Source organism: Salimicrobium jeotgali (assembly GCF_001685435.2).
In the GTDB taxonomy this organism is placed as follows: domain Bacteria; phylum Bacillota; class Bacilli; order Bacillales; family Halobacillaceae; genus Salimicrobium; species Salimicrobium album.
In genome coordinates, this window is sequence record NZ_CP011361.2 from 1,670,835 (window position 1) to 1,689,836 (window position 19,002).

Sequence of the window (19,002 nt, forward strand, 5' to 3'; positions counted from 1 at the left end):
ATCTCTCTTTGAGACCCGGGCTTTTCGCAACTCATTTTGTTTTATCTTTGGCAGGGACGCCGAAATCGAATTTGATATTGTAATCCTCATCCAGCGTCAGTGCTGTACTGAACGTTTTCTTATTTTTGCTTTTGAACCCTTTCAGCACTTTCGTTTTTTTCTTTTCACACAATGTTTTTATCATGTTTTCCGTAAGCGTTTTTCCAGCAAGACGTTTCGGGAAGGTTACTTTGCATCCATCTTTATAACCGGAACAGGCATAAAACTTATAACGGTCCACGATTGCCCCGGTCTTACAGGACGGGCAGGTGACGATGGGTTCGTTCCATTTCTTCTTCGTTTCTCCGATATCTCTCAGCTGGACTTTTTCAAGGGAGGAAGGAGCTTCTTTCATCAGCTTTCTGATGAACTTTTCCGTATTATCTATGAAGGTCTGTTTCGAACCTTCCCCCTCACCGATTTTCCGTAAGTACGCTTCCCATTTTGCAGTCATGGACGGACTGGATAGAAGCGTCCCTTCGATGGCCTCACACAGCATAATTCCTTTATCAGTAATGGCCACGTTGTTTTTCGTAACGGAAATATAATTCTGTTTCTTGATCGTCTCGATGATACCCGACCTGGTCGCTTCTGTACCTAGTCCTTCCACTTCTTTCAGTATTTCTACATCTTCCTCATCTTCCACCGTCTTTCCGGCAGTTTTCATCATCGTGATCAGCTGTCCTTCGGTATAAGGTTTTGGCGGCTGAGTCATACTTTCTTTTATATGGACCTCGGCTTCCGGTTCTTCCCCTTCTTTTACCTCCGGCAGCATTTCTTCTTTTCTCTTCTGTTTCGGAAACAGCTCTTTCCAGCCTGCATCCACTTCCCTTTTGCCTGTGGAAAAGAACACGAGGCCATGAACATCTGTATGAATTTTCGTTTCTTCATATACATGATTTCTATGAAACATACCGAGTGTCACAGCGAGCACTTCGTTATAAATGTTTCTTTCCTCCCGGCTGAGTCCTTCCAGTTTCTTCGCCGTGGGGGCTGTTTTAGTCGGTATGATCGCGTAGTGTTCTTCTACTTTCGCCCCGTTCACGTATCGTTTATCAGGCCTTAATGTAGCCGGTGTGAAGCTGGTTCCAAGTACTTGTTGATAATCATCCGCCTTCTTCACTAAGTAATTGAACTCGCCCTGTGTGATGAAATTACAGTCCGTTCTCGGGTAGGACAACAGTTTCTTCTCGTAAAGCTGCTGGGCGATTTTCAGGACTTTGGCAGGAGGATATTTCCACATACGATTCGCCACGCTTTGAAGAGTGGATAAAGAATGAAGTTTAGGCGACCTGATACGCTTTTCCTTCTTGTCCACTTTCCGTACTGTACCTCTGTACGTATCTTCTTTTTTAAGACTGTGCTCGTCTATGAGCGCCTGCACTTTCGCTTTGTCTTTCTCCTTTATTTTGGCAAGACCTTTGTATGTCCCCTTCTTTGCCTTAAACGAGCCTTCTATCTGGTAGAAAGGTTCCGGAACGAATTCTTCGATTTCTTTGTGCCGCTGGTAAATAAGATAGACGGTCGGAGACTGGACCCGGCCGATGGATAAATGACTGCCGAACCCTTTTTTCTGGAGATGCAGCGTAAAAAGCCGGCTTGCATTCATTCCGACGAGCCAGTCACTGATCTGTCTCGCTTTCGCTTCTTCAAACATACGTCTGTCTTTCTCATTATTCTGCAACTGACGGAACCCTTCCCTCACTTCGTCTTTCTCGAGGGAGTTGATCCACAGACGTTTCACAGGCTTTTTCACACCTATCAGTGTGTAGATACTGTAAAAAATATTCGATCCTTCCCGGTCCACATCGGCAGCATTCACAATGACATCCGCCTGCTTAAACAGCTGTTTCACCGCCTGGAACTGTTCCCACTTTCCTTTCGCCACTTTCTCCTGGAATATTTCCGGTACTATCGGCAGCTCCTCAAGCTTCCATTTCTTCCATTCTTTCCTGTAATCCTGCGGTTCTTTAAGTTCCACAAGATGGCCCACTCCCCACGTAATGGTGGCACCCTCCGGAAAAATGGGATCCGGTTTAAGCTGAATATGTGTTTTCGTTTTGGTTTGAACAGAAAAAGCTTCCGCGTACGCTTTCGCCTGGGAAGGTTTTTCCGCTAAAATGACGACTTTAGTCATCGGCCGGTCACGTCCTTTCTTTTCTAAAGATATCTTCTTTCCGTTAAAAAATCAAGAACGTACGTTTGCAGGAATATTGGTTGGACGGGTCGAAATAAAAAAGCTGCCGGAAAGATCCGGCAAGCTCATTATAGTGAACCGCTTCTATAAACATCCGCGACCAGATCGGCCTGAGGATAGTCGTTCTCATACAATTTATTCACTGCTTCTTCAACATCATAAGAAACTTTGCGGAGTTCCATACTGTTTTCGCTCACTATCAGATAAGAAGCACGTGGATCGCTATCGAACGGTAAACCGACACTGCCGGTATTCGCAATCACTTTTCCCTCGAGAGGACGTACATAAGGCAAGTGAATATGGCCATACAGATAAACATCGGCTTCTTTTTTATCGAAATATTCTTCTTTCACCTGCTCTTCGGGAGTATCGGGTTTCACTACATCAAACAGGCTGTCCGGCGTCGCATGAACGCAGTATACGTCCTTCTCACCGATTGTTTCCGTTACACTTTCCGGCAAGTTTTTAAGATAGGAGATATCCTCTTCCGTAAGCTTATCCGCCACCCATTCTCTTTCTTCCCTCATCATTTTAATATTCTTCTCCGGCACTTCTCCGTCCCGCACGCCGCGGGTAATCCAGGCGTCTGCATTACCTTTGATGACCGGAGCATCGAGATTTCGTATAAGGTCCAGCGACTTCTTCGGTTCCGGGCCCCGGTAACAGAGATCACCGAGCATAACTACACGGTCTGCCCCCTGACGTTTTATATCGTCCAGTACCGCTTGCAGTGCTGTAGCGTTTCCGTGAATGTCTGCAATGAATGCTGTTTTCATAAGTAACTCCTTTCAAATTAAGTTCTACATAGTTACTTCCCTGCATTTGAAAGAAAAAATCGTTTTACTCTTGACTGTATTGAGATGATTACATAGGTTATTACGCTTTTGGATCCACACCGGTTTTTTCAACCAAACATCATAAACAAGGTCAACGGTCCCAACTTAAGCACCCGCGTGGGGTGCGACCAGGTCGCAGGGAACGCTTAGAAGCTATTGAACTATTTCAATCCACGCACCCGCGTGGGGTGCGACGAAAAACGCCAGTAACGGTAATGAAGAAACACAAATTTCAATCCACGCACCCGCGTGGGGTGCGACAGCTTTTGCAGATATTCTCTATCCAGCTGCAAGATTTCAATCCACGCACCCGCGTGGGGTGCGACCTACCTCGGATGTGGCGGCTTGTTCCAGGTACGTCTGATTTCAATCCACGCACCCGCGTGGGGTGCGACACAGCAATTCATCCAATACGTGCAGACAAATGGCCCATTTCAATCCACGCACCCGCGTGGGGTGCGACGCAGGTGCAGAAAGAAAAAGCAGAGCTCCAAGAATTTCAATCCACGCACCCGCGTGGGGTGCGACAGTAACCACACAAAAAAGTGAATAAACACGTAATGATTTCAATCCACGCACCCGCGTGGGGTGCGACTTTTTCTATGAAAAGTGCGTAAAAAGCTCATATGAATTTCAATCCACGCACCCGCGTGGGGTGCGACTAAAAACTTATTGTTTCTATATGTATCTAGATAAATTTCAATCCACGCACCCGCGTGGGGTGCGACTGCGATTTTGGCACAACATATTGATAAACCACTCAATATATGAACCAAAAACGAAAATTCTAATAGTGATTCTAAAGAGCCAAAGATAATTTCACTACATTTCACTATTAATTTGGTGCGAATCTCTCTGAAATTTTATGTTTACTTAGAGTTCGCACTCAAAAAATCAATGGGTCTTCTACATCTAGTGATTCCTTTACACCAACGTGTTCTACTTTGTCCTTGTATTCATTTCCTAAACGATAAAACCTCAAACTATCCTTTTCAAAATCTATGATGTTTTTCAATTTATGCTTCAGAGTTACGAATTGAGATGAATCGATTACACACTCGAAAACAGAATGTTGAACACGTTGGCCGTAACTTTGACAAGTTTTCGCAACTTTTCTTAACCTCTTACTCCCGCCTTCACTACTTGTTTGTACATCATAAGTAATTAAAACTAGCATAATTCACCTACTTCCAAAGGAAAGGAGGGTACTCATCAATGTCTCCTCTCAAGTATCTTGCTAACAACAATGCCTGGGCATGAGGAACCAAGCCCCAGGAGATTTTTTCTTTAAGATATGGATGAGTTATCTTTTCCTGTTTTTTCTTTTGCCAGGCTTGCAGAAATTTCTTTCTGGATTCTTCTTTCAAAATGATTGCTCCGTTTTCTTTTTGATAGAAATCCTCATTTGTAAAGATATTTCTGTTAATCAGAGACAAAACGAATCTATCTGCGTAACAACCTCTTAGCTCTTCCATCATATCAAGTGCCAGAGACACTCTTCCCGGCCTGTCTCTATGCAAAAACCCAACATATGCATCCAATCCTACCCCTTCAAGGCCTGATGCAGTGTCATTGGCTAAAAGTGTGTAAGCAAAAGACAGTAAAGCATTTACATTGTCCAACGGCGGTCGGCGATTTCTATTATGGAAATAAAAATCTTCCTTTTGACTGAGTATCATATCATCAAAGACTTTATTATAACTATAAGCTGCTTGTCCTTCCCATCCACGCAGGTTTTCTAAGTCTTCGACATTTCTGATGGATGCTAATAACTCAGTTAAAGTATTAGATATACCTTTCAGCCTTTGTTCATCAAGACGTAATCCATGATCTCTTATAGATCGTTCTATGACCCATTTGTTATTAAATACTTTTCCTACAATGAAATTTTTCGCTATAAAAGCCGATTTACGTTCAGATTCGGAAATCTTGTATTGCGTTTTCCTTAATACTACATTCCCTCGACTCTCCCCCACGACCCTGGCAAGAAATCTTCCTGTTTTCGTCATAAACACTATGGATATGTTTCTTTCAGCACAGTACCCCATTAATGCAGGACTGGCTCCGGTATATCCAAACGCAACAATAGATTCCAGGTTATGAAGTGGCATCTTTGCCAATTCTTTCTTGTCTTTAGACAGCACTACATTATCTCCACGAAGAGACAAGTAAACATCCGGTTGATTGACGAATAAAGTGTTGAGGAGCCTTTTCATTCGCTGATAACCCTTTCAATGTAGCCCCTGACCGATTCCTTATTCATGAGATGAGGAAGACACATATCTTTCAAAGAACAACTTTCACAAAACTTTCCTGTTTTGACAATAGGGGTGTACCTTCTTTTAAAATAATCATGCATCTCGGAGGCTACATTCTTCAATTCATTTCTCAGTTCTAAAGTAAAATGTACTTCTTCCCGACGCTTGGTTTCACCGTAGTAAATATAGCCTTTTTTCACTTCAGTCACCAGCATTTCTTCCAGACATATAGCCTGAGCAGTTAATTGAAGGATATCCGTGCGGTCTTTCTTTGGTTTACCACGCTTGTACTCCACCGGAAAAACCTCATATGTTTCTGTGCTACCATGAAGAGGTACACCATGATCATTTTTCGAAAATTCAACGACATCACAAATACCGCTTAATTTTAACTCTTCGGATTTGATTGGCATCCCTCTTGCCACAATTTTTTCTCCGCGTTTCTCTTTCACAAAAGGATTATCAGCCTTCTTATGCATAATATTTCCTTCGGTAGTTTTTGCGTTCTCTGCCCATTGCTGTTCAATATGAATCAAAGCCCACTGACGTCGACAGAAACGGAAATGTTGTATTCCTGAGAGCATCAGATACTCGTTTTCTTTATTGTCCCTCAATCTCTTCCACCTGCAGATCCGTTAATTCCTCCACTCTTATTTCGTAATCTTTTATAGTGTGAGGTGAATCTACGTTTCGGGATATATTTAGAGAACGATGAACTTTCGCTGCAGAATGCTTTCCTAGTTTTGAATCATGTTCCCACCAGTATAATTTATTCACTTCCATGGAACCCTCAGGCCTGGCTGAAGAACTGTCGTTTTCAAAAAGTGTTCTCAAAGCTTCTTTAATCTTCATTGCGTCTTCGTGGGTAAAGCCTGTCTTCTCAGCCAATTGCGGGTTGATACTGCCGTAAAAGACATAGACTCCAAAATCAACGCGGTGTTTCATCCCCATCGTATCAGAACCTCGTTTATCGCCAGATTCTGAATTGACACTTTTAGTAATTTGAGTACTTGTAACATCTACGGGATCCAAACTTGTAGCGGTGTGTATAGACACCGGCCCTCTTACTCCCACAGATACACCGCTACCTTTATTACTGCCCTTATAGGCAAAGACTTGGCCAAAGCTCCGAACATCAATCCACTCTTCACAAGCTAGGGAAGCAAATTCTTCATCCCTGTCCGCTTTATCTTTCAATATTTCTTCTAACTCTTTTTTTCCAGAAGCGCGCGCTTTTAAGCTGTCATATTCGTCCATTTTTCTGTCATTTGATTGAACAAAAACTTTCTCGCCCATGTCCATCAGCCTGTTTCTGATTTTTCGTTTGATTGCTACATCAGATATCTCTCCAAGGCCATCAAAATCCTGCCTCGGCCTGTTACCGTTTAATGGATCACCATTTGGGTTAGCTTTACTTACAGATAGAACTACTGCGAAATCAATTTTGTTTTTTAACGTGTTATTACTCATTAGTCATTTCCCCTTCTTTGTCTTTTTTAGATTTAAAAAGTTCTTCCCGCTGTGATGAAAAACCTAATAAATACAAGCCTGTTAATGGTTGGTCATTATATTGTGTAGAATGCATAGTGGATTCTACCGACTCCATAACTCTTAATACATCTATCCCCTGCCTGCCTAACCTTTGCTGGTAAGGCAAGAGTTGCTCCCGAATCACTTTCCAGGTTCTTGCCGGATGTTTAGAAAATGCGCTCATGTAGCGTATAGCATTTGTAGGACGATTTTCATCAGCCCCGTGTGCTCGTCTTTCCAATACATCTGCAGAAGCAAGAAGTCTTCCAAATAAATAGCTGCGATCCTCATTATCATATTCTATAGCCAAATCTTTCCCCTCCCCTTTTTTCGATAGTGAATTGTTAATTAAAGCACAGGAAACGCCCAATGTTTTTTCCCACATCCACTGTTGCATAGATTCAGGGCTAGACGCTCTTTGGAAAGTTTGCCGAGCCAGGTCCGTCGGTACGGGCCTCTGATCTATAATACTCGGAATCAACCGTTCTATCGTGTCTCTAATTATTTTGTCATCCGCAGAAAATCCATAGGCTGCATAAGCTATGTCTTTTAACGAGGGCGCTCCGAAAAAATATATTTTTTCTTTCTCCCTTTTGATCGATTGCTTCCATACAGTAGTAGTATGCCAGTTCCTTAATCTATCAAGATAGTCATCGATTATAAGAGTTTTGTAATAGAGAACCCCTAACCTTCCAGTGGTAGCTGCATCTAATATGATAATATTCACATTCTCTTCCGGAGGCAGGTTGTGTCTATAGCCTTTTAATGCCTTTGAAAATTCTTTTGCATATCCCTCCTTGGTAACCACCTCGTTATTAAACTTAATATCCGGTGTTAGGGAAAGACTGTCATTTCGTAAATCAGGGGCATCCGGATTCTTCTGACCCCAAACTAGAAACACGCGCTCACCTATTGCCGTTCCTTGACGTCGAATCAGCCACTTCAATGCGTTGTGTGCTTTCTGAGATGCTTCATAGCTGATTCCTGCTACTTGTTCGCTATCTGTGAATCTCCCCCTGAAAGTGAAACCACTAGTGTCATTTGCAGAAATCAATTTCGCTTTATCTGCGGCATTTCTGATTTTACTGGCATGTTTTGTTGTTTTTGGAAGACGTTTACCGAGCACAAAACATAAGTCCTCTTCTTCAAACTGTGATTCATAAAAATTTACATAGGCATTAAACACATTTTTGTTTTTCCAAATAGGTTTATGCTCTTTTACGGGGTCATGAATTCTAAATCGAATAAATGCCGCCTGTTGATCACCGGGTAAAACTTTGAAAATATCCGGTTTCGGCCCTCTTTCTTCCTCCATCTCTTTCGACCACTTCTTTAACAGCTTTCCCGAACTATCTTCATGAAGAATATCTTCCATTATCAAATCACTAATCAGCGTAGCATTCTTTAAATATTCATATACACTCTTAACGTCTTCATGTGTGTAAAGCGAGTTCGCCCATTCCTCTAATTGTTTAATATATGCATTGAAGTTCTCTGTTTTATTTTCACCTGTGTAATCGGAATAATCTCCAGCAACATATACAAGTTTGTCATGTAAGGGGTATGGTGCCACTTTAGCCCCGGCACGATTGGCAGAATCCTCAGTGGTTGGAATTGTGGTTCCTGTATCCTCTTTATCAATTACGTAGGCACTGTGAAATCTTCCCTCAGATGTAACGTACACTTCGATATGAGCATTTTGCGTAGTGTGGGCGATAGGGAGCAATGTATATTCTTGGCCATTGTCCCTTATTTTGATTTCACCGATTTCCTGCTTATTTTCTTCGTACGTTTCATATAACTGTTTTAACCAATTCATTGTTTCCCCCCCTTTTACTTCAATTGTTCAAATAAATCATCTACGGAAGTCATATTCGTTTCGTCAAACTCTTTCCTTTTCATATCTCTAATTTTCCGGACATTTCGGCATTCTTCCGGTCGTTGAAAAGAGATTATCCCGTTCTTCATCACAGGGTTCCATAATCTGACCTGCATCTCGTCTTTTTCTATATCCGATGGATAATTGATACCATGAACCATCGTTCCTAAATGATACTCTTCCTGATTATCATAAGCTCCTGCTCCCTCTCCAAACTTGCATGGCTCTACATAGCCCTGGCATTCCCTGGCACCCAGAAAAATGTCCCGTCTTCCACCAGCATTTAAAGCACGATGCAAAATACTGAAGTGTTTGCCCTCATTATAGTCATGATAAAGTTCAGGACGGCTCGCATTGAATTCGAAGTGAGCTCTTACCTGGTAACGGACATCCCTTAAATAAGTATAGTTAGCCAAAGTATTCCCGCCATGATACTGGATAGGACGAACTCCTTTAGATTCCATACTTATTGATTTCATAATACGAAGATCATCGATGATAAAAGTTAACGTCGGTTTCCAATAGATAGACTCTGTAATCCCTTTCAAAGCTTCGTAGGTAGGTACATTATAAGACAATTTCTCGCCTCCTATTTTCGTAAGAGGGTCCGTAAACAATGCATACTTACCATGAACTTCAAATTCTATTTCATTTCTCAATGGATAACGTCCTTTCTTGATATTTGATTTTTATGAAAGTTAACAGCAAAAGTTACCCACAGTTACATCTCTTCTAGCTTTAATTATTAAATAAAGTATAAACTACACAACAAACAAAAACAATAAGTAGAATTAAATATTATATGAATTATTAATATAATTTAATTTTGTATGCTATAATATACTCTATTCATTACTTTTAAAAGAGTAATGCGGATTGAAATATATAATATTTAATTCAAGAGCTTATCTGGTGTATTCAGATAAGCTTTTGCATTAATAAATCAACCCTCCTGAGCCCACTTCACCAGAAATAGCCAAACCAAATTCATCATCATAAAAACCTTCCACTAAAACTTTCACGCTTCCATCAATATAGCCTCTGACGCCGTTCTTTTTTTGCAGAGTCTGCAGCTCGTGGGGGAAAACATTCACGCTGAATTTCTGAGCTTTTTTAAGAAAATCAGAAAGCTCTTCGATTGTTTGCCCATCATTCAGTGTAGCTATTACGTCCTTTCCTTCCTTACAATAAGGTACTATTACAGAAGTGGTAAGATCAGGAATGACTTGAAATTTTTCAGCGGCTGAGCGGATACTGTTTCTTAAAATAAAATCAGGACTATCATTTCTTTGTACGTAGTTTGTCACGGTTATCCGATTATCACTCAACCAATTTATCATAGTCTCATCTGTAGTGTTCGGAATTGGGTAATCTAAACGATTTTGCACTTCCTGATAAAATTCTCTGAAATATCTTTTCATTACATATGGCTCGAGAATGTTCTTGGCAGGGTCCTTTTTTATATCTTTCATTAACCGTAAAGATATGTTTTTACCAATTTTCATCTCTTTCAGTTTACTCAAACTCTCTTCACTATGATTGATAACATAAACATTTTTCTTCTCGGCTTTCCCATTTCTATTACATCTGCCTGCTGCCTGAGCAATTGAATCAAGACCGGCAGCAGATCGTATAACACAATCAAAATCCAAATCTACCCCCGCTTCTACCAACTGAGTACTTATACAAATCATATCCTGTCCGCTTTTAACTTTTTCGTTAATTTTATCTATGAAATTCCTTCTATGTTCTGCACACATAGCAGTGCTTAAATGATATATATCATACGAAGTGGATTCTTTCATTTTGTGATATAAATCTTTTACCACCTGCTTAGTATTTAAAATAATTAACACACTGGCTTCTTTATCTTTTTTATCTAAAATAAAGTTTTTCAAATCATCATTATTCATCTGACCATCCGTTGCACAATCCACGACATCCACCCGTTCAAATTTCCTGGAAATTTTTTCGATATGAGGAATGATTTCGGCATCTTCTTGAATTTTTAATTTATTATGAACGTACTCAAGAGAAGGTTGGGTCGCTGTGCAAAGAATGGCACTGGAATTTGCATAATGACATAAGTAATTTACAGAGAGATTGAATAATGATACGCAATCGGAAGGAACTTTTTGTACTTCATCAAAAATCAGAACAGAGTTACTCAGGTTATGAAGTCTTCGAGCACTGGACGATTTCCTATGATAAATTGCATTCAAATATTGCACCATCGTTGTAAAGACGATAGGAGTATCCCAGTTTTCTTCAGCTATTTTCAATTTTTGGTGAGCGTCCAATGCTCCTTCATCTTCTTCCTCACTATCATGCGTTACTACATTGGAATGATGCTCCAGAATATAACTATATTCTTGTAGAATACTCCTTACTTCTTCTGCGTTCTGTTCGATGATTGTTGTGAAAGGCACGATGAAAAATATTCTTTCTTTGCTATATAAACTTGCATGTTTCAAAGCATATCGTAAGCTTGCAAGCGTTTTTCCCCCGCCGGTCGGTATGGACAGGGTATATATTCCTGATGGTTTTTCAGCAAATTCATCACAAATCTCTGACATCTCGTTTCTCAGTTTATTTATAGGGTTATGAGGATTTTCGAACTGCTGGAGATGAGTAGTTAATCTATTATAATAAACATTCATGGAAGGAGGAGCCGTTTTTTTAAGGTTTTGTTCAAAATCTCTTGTGTTTGTTCTGTCAGCATCGATTAAACTGCTGTAGACCATTTTTGTAACGTAGCTCATCGTTGAGTAAACTTCTTCTTGGGGGGTATCATTTATAATCTCATCAATTTCTATAATTGCCTTCTTTATATATTCTGTAAGTTCTTCCTCTTTCATCACGTCTCGAAAAAATCTTTGTTTAAGGTCGTGATACTCATTTACTTCCTTTTCCACTACACTATTTCTGTAAGGAGTATCCAAGTCGGAAGGCCTGATAAAATCATTAATATACGCATGATGTGAGATAATTGCATTCCCTACTATTTCTGCCACCAGCCCCTTCGCTAAACTACCCGGCTTCCCGTTATGAAGTAAGTCATATAGTAACTTTCCACCTGCTCGAGAGTGTACAACACTACCCTTTTTGGGAGGACAGTCCGGATTGTTTACGGCTTCATTCAAATACGTTTGGAATTCAACAGTGTACTTTCCTATATCATGAAGAAGACCCGCAAGACCGATAGTGTAAGAAAGGTGCAAAGGTTCACCAAATTTTTCTCCCAGTTCTTTTACTTCTACCAAATGATCCCGTAACATTTGTTCTCTTCCATCCTCTTCTCTGACATGAGCTATAAAATTCATTACTTCCCTCCCAGTTTTTTGTTACTTAAAGTATAACAAAAACACGTTCATTTTTTTCCAACATATGCAAATTATTGCCTATAGTTGATTAATAACTTGACATTGTCTCTCCCTATTCTCGATTCTAAATAATAGTTACAGTTTAATTTTCAGAAAATTCATCGCTCCATCACACGAGTTTGTTGAGAAAAAAGAGGAGGATTTGTACATATAACTTCGGCACTTATCTTTCTTACCTAAATAGATATTCTGAGAGAAACGAGTGATTTCGTATACTCGTATTTTTCCTGTATAGTGTTTTTGGAGCAGTGGCTCGTCGAAACATGAGAAAGATTCTCCTTTTTCGAAAGATGGAGAGATACTAGAAGACTACTTCGGAAACGGGCGACCCGAAGCTATAATAGTGGGATTTTCATGGAAAGGATGGGGAGTTCTTCCACGGAAAGCGATTGGTATTCACTCACAAGAATTGCACAAAAAAACTTGTAGAGAAAAACGGAGATTCTCTACAAGCTGAGATGCTGAAAATGTTCCTTTTTTAGATTTAAGTTAATAAATCAATTCCGGCATTACGACCTTGTTTTTATAGATTCTGCAAACTTAGACAGGTATACAACCCCTCTATCGTGATGAGAGATTTCCACAACGCATTAGTATTTAACTTCTTCAACCACTAATAGTCGAAACATTTATGGTTTTGATTCGCAGATTTTATGCTCTCTCCCTTTTTGCCCGGGCATGTTTCTCTCCCCACTTATGCATCGCCTCCAGAATCGGCTGCAACTCTTTACCATACTCGGTAATCGAATACTCCACTTTCGGCGGAACCTCCGGATAGACTTTCCTGTCCACAATCCCTTCCGCTTCCAATTCTCTCAATTGCTTCGTCAGCATCTTCTGAGTAATTTCGGGGATTTCCCGCTTCAATTCACTGAACCTCTGTGTTCCTTCTTTCATCAGATGGAGCAGAATAATCGGTTTCCATTTCCCCACCAATATCCCGATAGCTTCCTGGACCTGACATTGATCCGGTTTAATATGTTCGTTCATCGCTGTGCCCTCCATAGGTATCATCAATGATACTATCTTACTTGAAAGTACGTACTTCTCATTCATTCTGTTATCCCTCATACTAACATTAGAAACATGAAAAGAGAAAGGTGAGTTTTTGATGAAATATGGATTAGACCCTTCGAATGGATTAGAATTCGGATTATATACTCTCGGTGATCATTTGCCGAACCCGTCGACCGGCGAGCGTATCCCGGCGTCCCAACGACTCAACGAAATCATTGAATTATCACAGCTTGCCGAACAGGCGGGTATCGACTTTTTCAGTGTCGGAGAGAGTCACCAGGACTATTTCACGACCCAGGCACACTCCGTAGTGCTCGGCGCCATCGCTCAGGCAACGGAAAAAATAAAAATAGCCAGTTCCTCCACGATTATAAGTACCCTCGATCCGGTGCGTGTCTTCGAAGATTTCGCAACGATCGACTTGATTTCAGGTGGACGTACCGAACTGATTGCGGGGAGAGCCTCCCGCACCGGAAACTTCGAGCTCCTCGGTTACAGCCTGAAAGATTATGAGGAACTTTACGAAGAAAAATTCGATCTTCTGCGTCAAATCAATGAACAGGAAGTGCTCAACTGGAGCGGGAATTTCCGTGCCCCACTTAGAGATGCACACATTCTCCCACGTCCGATGAACGGGGAACTTCCAATCTGGCGTGCCGTAGGCGGTCACCCGGCAAGTGCGATGAAAGCCGGATACGAGGGAGTGCCGATGTTCTTTGCCGCGCTTGGAGGTCCTGTCTCCACTTTCAAAAATACCGTGGACACCTTCCGACAGGCAGCGGCTCAGGGCGGCCACAACCCGGATGAACTCCCGGTCTCTATGGCAGGGTTTTTCTATCCTGGCGAAACGACGCAGGAAGCGTTACGCGAATCGTATCCATTTTTCAACGAAGGCATGAAGAAAACGAACGGACACGGTTTCTCGAAGCAGATGTTTGCCCAAGGTGCAGATTCCAGAAGCGTCATGAACGTCGGAAGTCCGCAGCAAATCATCGAAAAAATCCTTTACCAGCACGAAACATTCGGTCATCAGCGTTACATTGCGCAAATGGACTTCGGTGGCGTCCCATTTGAAAAATTGAAGAAAAACATCGACATGATCGGTGAAAAGATTCTTCCGGAAGTGAAGAAGCATACTAAAAAGTGAGGAGGAACCCGGATGCGAATTGTAGGTCTCGCCGGCTCCAAAGTCGGCTCTAAAACGAGAACAGCGATGGATTATGTGAAAGAATCAGTGGAACGTCAGTATCCCGACCATACGTTCACCCTGATCGATCTCGGTGATAACGATGTCGAGTTCAGTGACGGGAGAAACTATCTGGACTATAAAGGAGACACGGGATACGTTGCGCAAACAATTATGGAAGCGGACGCTGTCCTCATCGGCACTCCTATCTTTCAGGCGTCGATTCCGGCCACACTTAAAAACATTTTCGACCTTCTTCCTCAGGACGGACTAGAAGGGAAAATTGTCAGCATATACGCTACCGCAGGATCGGACAAACACTTTCTGATTCCGGAACAGCAGCTGAAGCCGATTCTTGGCTATATGAAAGCGCAGATTGTGCAGACGTACGTATTCCTGAACGACGAAGATTTTCTCAATAAGAAAATTATCAGTGATGATGTTTTCTTCCGACTCGACCGTCTCGTCGAAGATACCATGGTGCTCACAGAAACATACCGCCAAATCAGGGAAGCGGAGGATGCAAAATACGACTTTTGAATAGGAAAAACGACCAGACGCTTAGCCTGGTCGTTTTTTATCCTGATTCAGAGGAAAGTCCAATCATTAATCAGAAGGAACCGCCCCTTCACAGGAACGGTTCCTCCTCTAAACTATTCTTCACCTGAACTGTCCGAGCTATTCTCTCCTTCGGAAGATCCGTCATTCTCCCCGCCATTCTGATTCTCGGGGTTCTGCTGCCCGGTTCCGCCGGAGTTTTGGGAACTTTGAAGCTTGGACTGGATTTCTTCCATGATACGTCCTGCTTCTTCATAATTCCCGTCAGACATCTGCTGCTGATACTGACCGAAAAGGTCCGAGATTTCCTGCAGCGTTTCATTCGTCTCCAACCCGGAGGACTGACCTTCTCCCTGACCGTCTTCTCCGCCCTCTTCCGGTGCTTCGACTTCCGGATCGATGCGGGAAAGGAGAACTTCCAGAGCCTTATCGAAGGTAGGTTCCATAACAATCTGATCCTGGTAGGCGACAATAACCTGTTTCACTTCAGGCAGGGACGTCTCGTTGGAGGACTCGATATATACAGGTTCTGCATAAAGGACCGTATCTTCAATCGGCAGTACAAGCAGGTTACCCCTGATTACCTCCGAGCCGCCCTGGGACCACAGATTCAACTGCTGGGAAATGTTACTGTCCTGATTGATCCGGTTTTCGATCTGTTGCGGACCGTATACATTTTCCTGCTTCGGAAACTCATACACGACTTTCTCCCCGTAGTGCTCGCCATCATTCCTGACACCCATCCAGGCGATCATATTCTGCCGGTTTCTCGGTGTAAACGGAGTCATCAGAACGAATTCTTCTTCCTCGGCTTCAGGCAGACGCATCGTAACGTAATAAGGTTCCATCGTTATATCTTCGTTGAAGTATTTCTCCGTAGGTATTTCCCAGTAGTCCTCACGATTATAAAATACTTCCAAATTCGTCATGTGGTACGTCTGATACATTTGTGACTGGATTTTGAAGAGATCGATCGGGTAGCGGAAGTGGCTTTTCACATCTTCCGGTATCTCCTCAGTAAACAGATCAGGGAAAATCTGTTGATACGTCTGGAGGAGAGGCTCCTCGGGATTCACTGCATAATAGTCCACTTCTCCCGTGTAAGCATCCACCGTCACTTTAACGGAATTCCTGATGTAACTGTTATCTCCGGAATACGGTTCCGAATAAGGATAATTCTCTTCTGTGACGTAGGCATCAATCATCCAGTCCATCGTGCCATCTTCGCGTATGAAAATATAAGGGTCTTCGTCATAGGTGAGGAACGGAGCAATACGTTCCACCCTGTCCATAATGTTCCGTGTCTGGAGAATTTTGGAGTCTCCTGTCACCTGATCGGAGACGAACATCCGGAATGATCCTTCATTAATCGCAAACAGGGCCCGGTTGATGCCGGAGAGCGGTACTCCGCTGTCTGCTTCAAATGTACTGGACATGTTCTCATCCCCAGCAGGGTAGTCGAACTCCTCGACGCCACTGTTGACGATGACAGAATCATAGTCTTCCTCTCCGAAATACACCTGTGGACGTTTTACTTCCGGTTTACCTTCAGGCGGGAGGTTTTCCACCATATACTCGGGCTGACCCTGAGGCGTGATTTCATTGACGTTACTCATGGAAATGCCGTAGCCGTGGGTGTAACGTAAGTTCTGGTTGACCCACGTCTTCGCTTGCGAAGGCAGATCCTCCGTATTCAGTTCCCGCGCTCCGAGGAATACCTGTTCATACTCCCCGTCCACGTTGTACCTGTCGATATCAATATCATTGAACTCGTAATAAGTACGGAATGTCTGCAGCTGATTATATACGCTCAAAATCGGCCGTGCATCATTGATACGTACGTTATTGATTGTGTCCTGATTCCTCTCCACCATGGACTGATTCAGGGAATCAGCTCCAGGGTGCTGCTCTTCGCTCATGTTTTCAAGATCATAAGCCGTTCTCGTCATCGAGAGATTTTCTTCCAGATAAGGGCTTTCTTTTGAAAATTCGTTTGGTGAAACGACAAAGTTCTGTACGATCATGGAAGCTCCCTGAGCGAGAACTCCTACGGCTATATAAAGGATGATCGGCGCTACCATCGATTTCCATCTTCCCCGGAACAGAGCTACGATGACCCAAATCGTTCCGAGGAGCGCGACTCCCGCCATCACGTAGGATGCAGGATTGTTGACGACATCATCCGTGTAACTCAGTCCGTGCACCACACTCTCCTGAACTACGTTCACCTGGTTGGTGAGAAGGGAACGGAAAGGTTCAAGCACGTGCTGGAAGGCAAGAAGAATACCGATGATCGCCAGCGTTATACCCATGTGCATCTGCGCTTTCCTGTTCATCCGGTACATATTGTAGACGGAATAGAATCCAATCTCCACAAGGAAGAAAAAGATTGCAAGTCCAAGAACGATAGAAAGAACAAATTCGATGAATGGTAATACGAACATATAGAAGGATACATCCCGGTCAAAATGGGGATCTTTCACTCCGAATGATTCGTAGTTGAGAAACTTCAGCCATGGTTCCCAGCCTACGCCCTGTACAAGCACACTTCCGAGCAGACCGACGATAATCGCAATTACAAGCGTCAAAAGGCGGCTCTGCTTCTTGTTATTGATGAAAGGCGGAAGTTGGCCCGCGGTGAAATGTCCGACATAGACGTTACGTATCCAGCTCAACGTCATGTAAGTAAATATAGCATATAAAATGAAACCGACGACACCAAGCATCAGCTTGCTCGTCAGAATTGTCATGTAGGAATCCTGGTACCCCACGCTCCCCATCCATATGTAATCGGTGATCCAGTTAAAAGATATAAGTACAATGAACGCAAGGATGAACAGGACCGTGAAGATTTTACCAAGCCACCCCCCGGCTTTGTTCAGTTTCTGTTTTTGCGCAGCCGTCAGATTCTTTGTCTTTTTCGGTTTAATATCCAATAATAACTCCTCCTTTCTTCTACTATATATCTACGCCCTTTACATATAAAAAGTTTCACGAAAAAGGGCACTTCTGATAAAAATAGTTCGGTGAATCCATTCTGTCTTCAAAACTCTGATGAAAAATGGGCGTTGTCGCAGGCGACACCGGGGGGTTCAGCCATGTCCAGTCCCCTGTAACCTGCCGGTTCTGTTTATGCTCATTCCTCTGGAAGACCTGAAACTGCCAGGCCGCCGTATGATGGTCAACGAGAGAGACTCCGTCCTGCTGGAAAGAGTATAGTACAGCCTGATTCAACTCCAGAAGCGCCCGATCCTTCCACAAAGAAGAATTCCGATTTGTATCAAGGCCCATCTTTTCAGCTACTACAGGAAGAAGATTGTAACGGAACTCATCCGCAAAGTTTCTTGCTCCTATCTCCGTTTCCATATACCAGCCGTTAAACGGGGCACATGTGTAATCGACCCCTCCTATCTCAAGCCGCATATCAGAAATTATCGGCACGGCATACCAACGCAGGTTCAGTTCCCGAAACCACTCATATTCCGGATGCCTGAGCGGTATCTCTAAAATAATGTCTTCAGGTACATCATACCACACGGGCTCGCGGTCATCGATGTGGAAGATATGGGGCAAAATATCGAAAGGAGTCCCAGCCCCTTCCCAGCCCATATCCAGTGCCTTCTTCGTAAGTGCCACCGAATCCGGATCCCCGATGATGCCCTCGTCCGTTTCGTATCCGGCATAGCGAAGCAGCTGGTGGTTCCAGATTTTCACTTCGCCGCCTGCTACGGTTTTCGGTTTAAAAATACTGATTGTGGACTGAATCCTCCCTCCGTTGGTCGCTTCGTGAATATGCTCCCGGAGCGCACCCGCCACTTCTTCTTCGGTATCAAGGTGTCTTTGATCCTTCACTTCGAGACGGTTCCAGAACAACCGGCCGATACATCGATTGCTGTTGCGCCAGGCCATCTTCGCCCCGTACTCCAATTCTTCATATGTATGAGTGTAAGAGCCGGTATCTTCTATTTCTTTTGTCACTGCTCCGGTCCGTTCCCGTAACTCCGCTTCCGTTTTTCCTAATTCTTTATAGCATTGCTCCAAAAATTGTTCAGCCTGTTTTATCATGACGACCGCCCTCTCTTTCCTGTTGATTTTATCACAAGAGAGATGCCGAAGGCG

The 19,002-nt window shown here is 42.9% G+C and carries 14 protein-coding genes and 1 CRISPR repeat array; of the genes, 2 read left to right on the forward strand and 12 right to left on the reverse strand.

From position 1 onward, the window contains the following. Positions 1–31: 31 nt before the first annotated feature. The 10 genes from AAV35_RS08410 to AAV35_RS08455 form a co-directional block, all read right to left on the reverse strand. On the reverse strand, positions 32–2,176 hold the full coding sequence (locus AAV35_RS08410; protein WP_008592302.1) for a type IA DNA topoisomerase: 2,145 nt from the start codon (positions 2,174–2,176) through the stop codon (positions 32–34). 128 nt (positions 2,177–2,304) lie between these two features. After that, a complete protein-coding gene (locus tag AAV35_RS08415) occupies positions 2,305–3,012 on the reverse strand; it encodes a metallophosphoesterase family protein (protein ID WP_008592304.1) in 708 nt (235 codons plus the stop codon). A gap of 223 nt (positions 3,013–3,235) precedes the next feature. Continuing rightward, positions 3,236–3,800: direct repeats of the CRISPR family, unit length 32 nt; unit sequence ATTTCAATCCACGCACCCGCGTGGGGTGCGAC. A 158-nt stretch (positions 3,801–3,958) separates the two neighbouring features. Then, positions 3,959–4,249 carry a CRISPR-associated endonuclease Cas2 gene (gene cas2 / locus AAV35_RS08420; protein ID WP_008592306.1) on the reverse strand — a complete coding sequence of 97 codons (291 nt, stop codon included), beginning with the start codon at positions 4,247–4,249 and terminating at the stop codon, positions 3,959–3,961. A gap of 7 nt (positions 4,250–4,256) precedes the next feature. Beyond that, positions 4,257–5,288, reverse strand: coding sequence for a type I-C CRISPR-associated endonuclease Cas1c (gene cas1c / locus AAV35_RS08425; protein ID WP_008592308.1), 1,032 nt, complete (start codon positions 5,286–5,288; stop codon positions 4,257–4,259). Continuing rightward, on the reverse strand, positions 5,285–5,944 hold the full coding sequence (gene cas4, locus AAV35_RS08430; RefSeq protein ID WP_008592314.1) for a CRISPR-associated protein Cas4: 660 nt from the start codon (positions 5,942–5,944) through the stop codon (positions 5,285–5,287). The genes cas1c and cas4 overlap by 4 nt, the downstream gene beginning before the upstream one ends. Continuing rightward, positions 5,931–6,800 carry a type I-C CRISPR-associated protein Cas7/Csd2 gene (gene cas7c / locus AAV35_RS08435; protein WP_008592317.1) on the reverse strand — a complete coding sequence of 290 codons (870 nt, stop codon included), beginning with the start codon at positions 6,798–6,800 and terminating at the stop codon, positions 5,931–5,933. The genes cas4 and cas7c overlap by 14 nt, the downstream gene beginning before the upstream one ends. Next, positions 6,793–8,679 (reverse strand): type I-C CRISPR-associated protein Cas8c/Csd1, encoded by a 1,887-nt coding sequence (cas8c, locus tag AAV35_RS08440; protein ID WP_008592319.1) that lies wholly within the window; start codon positions 8,677–8,679, stop codon positions 6,793–6,795. Before cas8c ends, cas7c begins: the two co-directional genes overlap by 8 nt. Before the next feature lie 14 nt (positions 8,680–8,693). Continuing rightward, on the reverse strand, positions 8,694–9,398 hold the full coding sequence (gene cas5c, locus AAV35_RS08445) for a type I-C CRISPR-associated protein Cas5c (protein ID WP_008592321.1): 705 nt from the start codon (positions 9,396–9,398) through the stop codon (positions 8,694–8,696). A 276-nt stretch (positions 9,399–9,674) separates the two neighbouring features. After that, on the reverse strand, positions 9,675–12,062 hold the full coding sequence (locus AAV35_RS08450; protein ID WP_008592329.1) for a CRISPR-associated helicase/endonuclease Cas3: 2,388 nt from the start codon (positions 12,060–12,062) through the stop codon (positions 9,675–9,677). A gap of 711 nt (positions 12,063–12,773) precedes the next feature. Beyond that, positions 12,774–13,112, reverse strand: a complete 339-nt coding sequence (locus AAV35_RS08455; RefSeq protein ID WP_008592331.1) for a winged helix-turn-helix transcriptional regulator — start codon at positions 13,110–13,112, stop codon at positions 12,774–12,776. A gap of 121 nt (positions 13,113–13,233) precedes the next feature. Between AAV35_RS08455 and AAV35_RS08460 the strand changes: the two genes are divergently transcribed. Both AAV35_RS08460 and AAV35_RS08465 read left to right on the forward strand, forming a co-directional pair. Then, positions 13,234–14,286 (forward strand): LLM class flavin-dependent oxidoreductase, encoded by a 1,053-nt coding sequence (locus tag AAV35_RS08460; protein ID WP_008592333.1) that lies wholly within the window; start codon positions 13,234–13,236, stop codon positions 14,284–14,286. A 12-nt stretch (positions 14,287–14,298) separates the two neighbouring features. After that, positions 14,299–14,865 (forward strand): NADPH-dependent FMN reductase, encoded by a 567-nt coding sequence (locus AAV35_RS08465; protein WP_008592335.1) that lies wholly within the window; start codon positions 14,299–14,301, stop codon positions 14,863–14,865. A 113-nt stretch (positions 14,866–14,978) separates the two neighbouring features. Here AAV35_RS08465 and AAV35_RS08470 read toward each other — a convergent pair whose 3' ends face one another. Next, complete coding sequence (locus AAV35_RS08470) at positions 14,979–17,819, reverse strand: UPF0182 family membrane protein (protein WP_008592338.1); 2,841 nt, start codon at positions 17,817–17,819, stop codon at positions 14,979–14,981. 55 nt (positions 17,820–17,874) lie between these two features. Further along, on the reverse strand, positions 17,875–18,948 hold the full coding sequence (locus AAV35_RS08475) for a nitric oxide synthase oxygenase (RefSeq protein WP_008592339.1): 1,074 nt from the start codon (positions 18,946–18,948) through the stop codon (positions 17,875–17,877). Positions 18,949–19,002 lie beyond the last annotated feature (54 nt).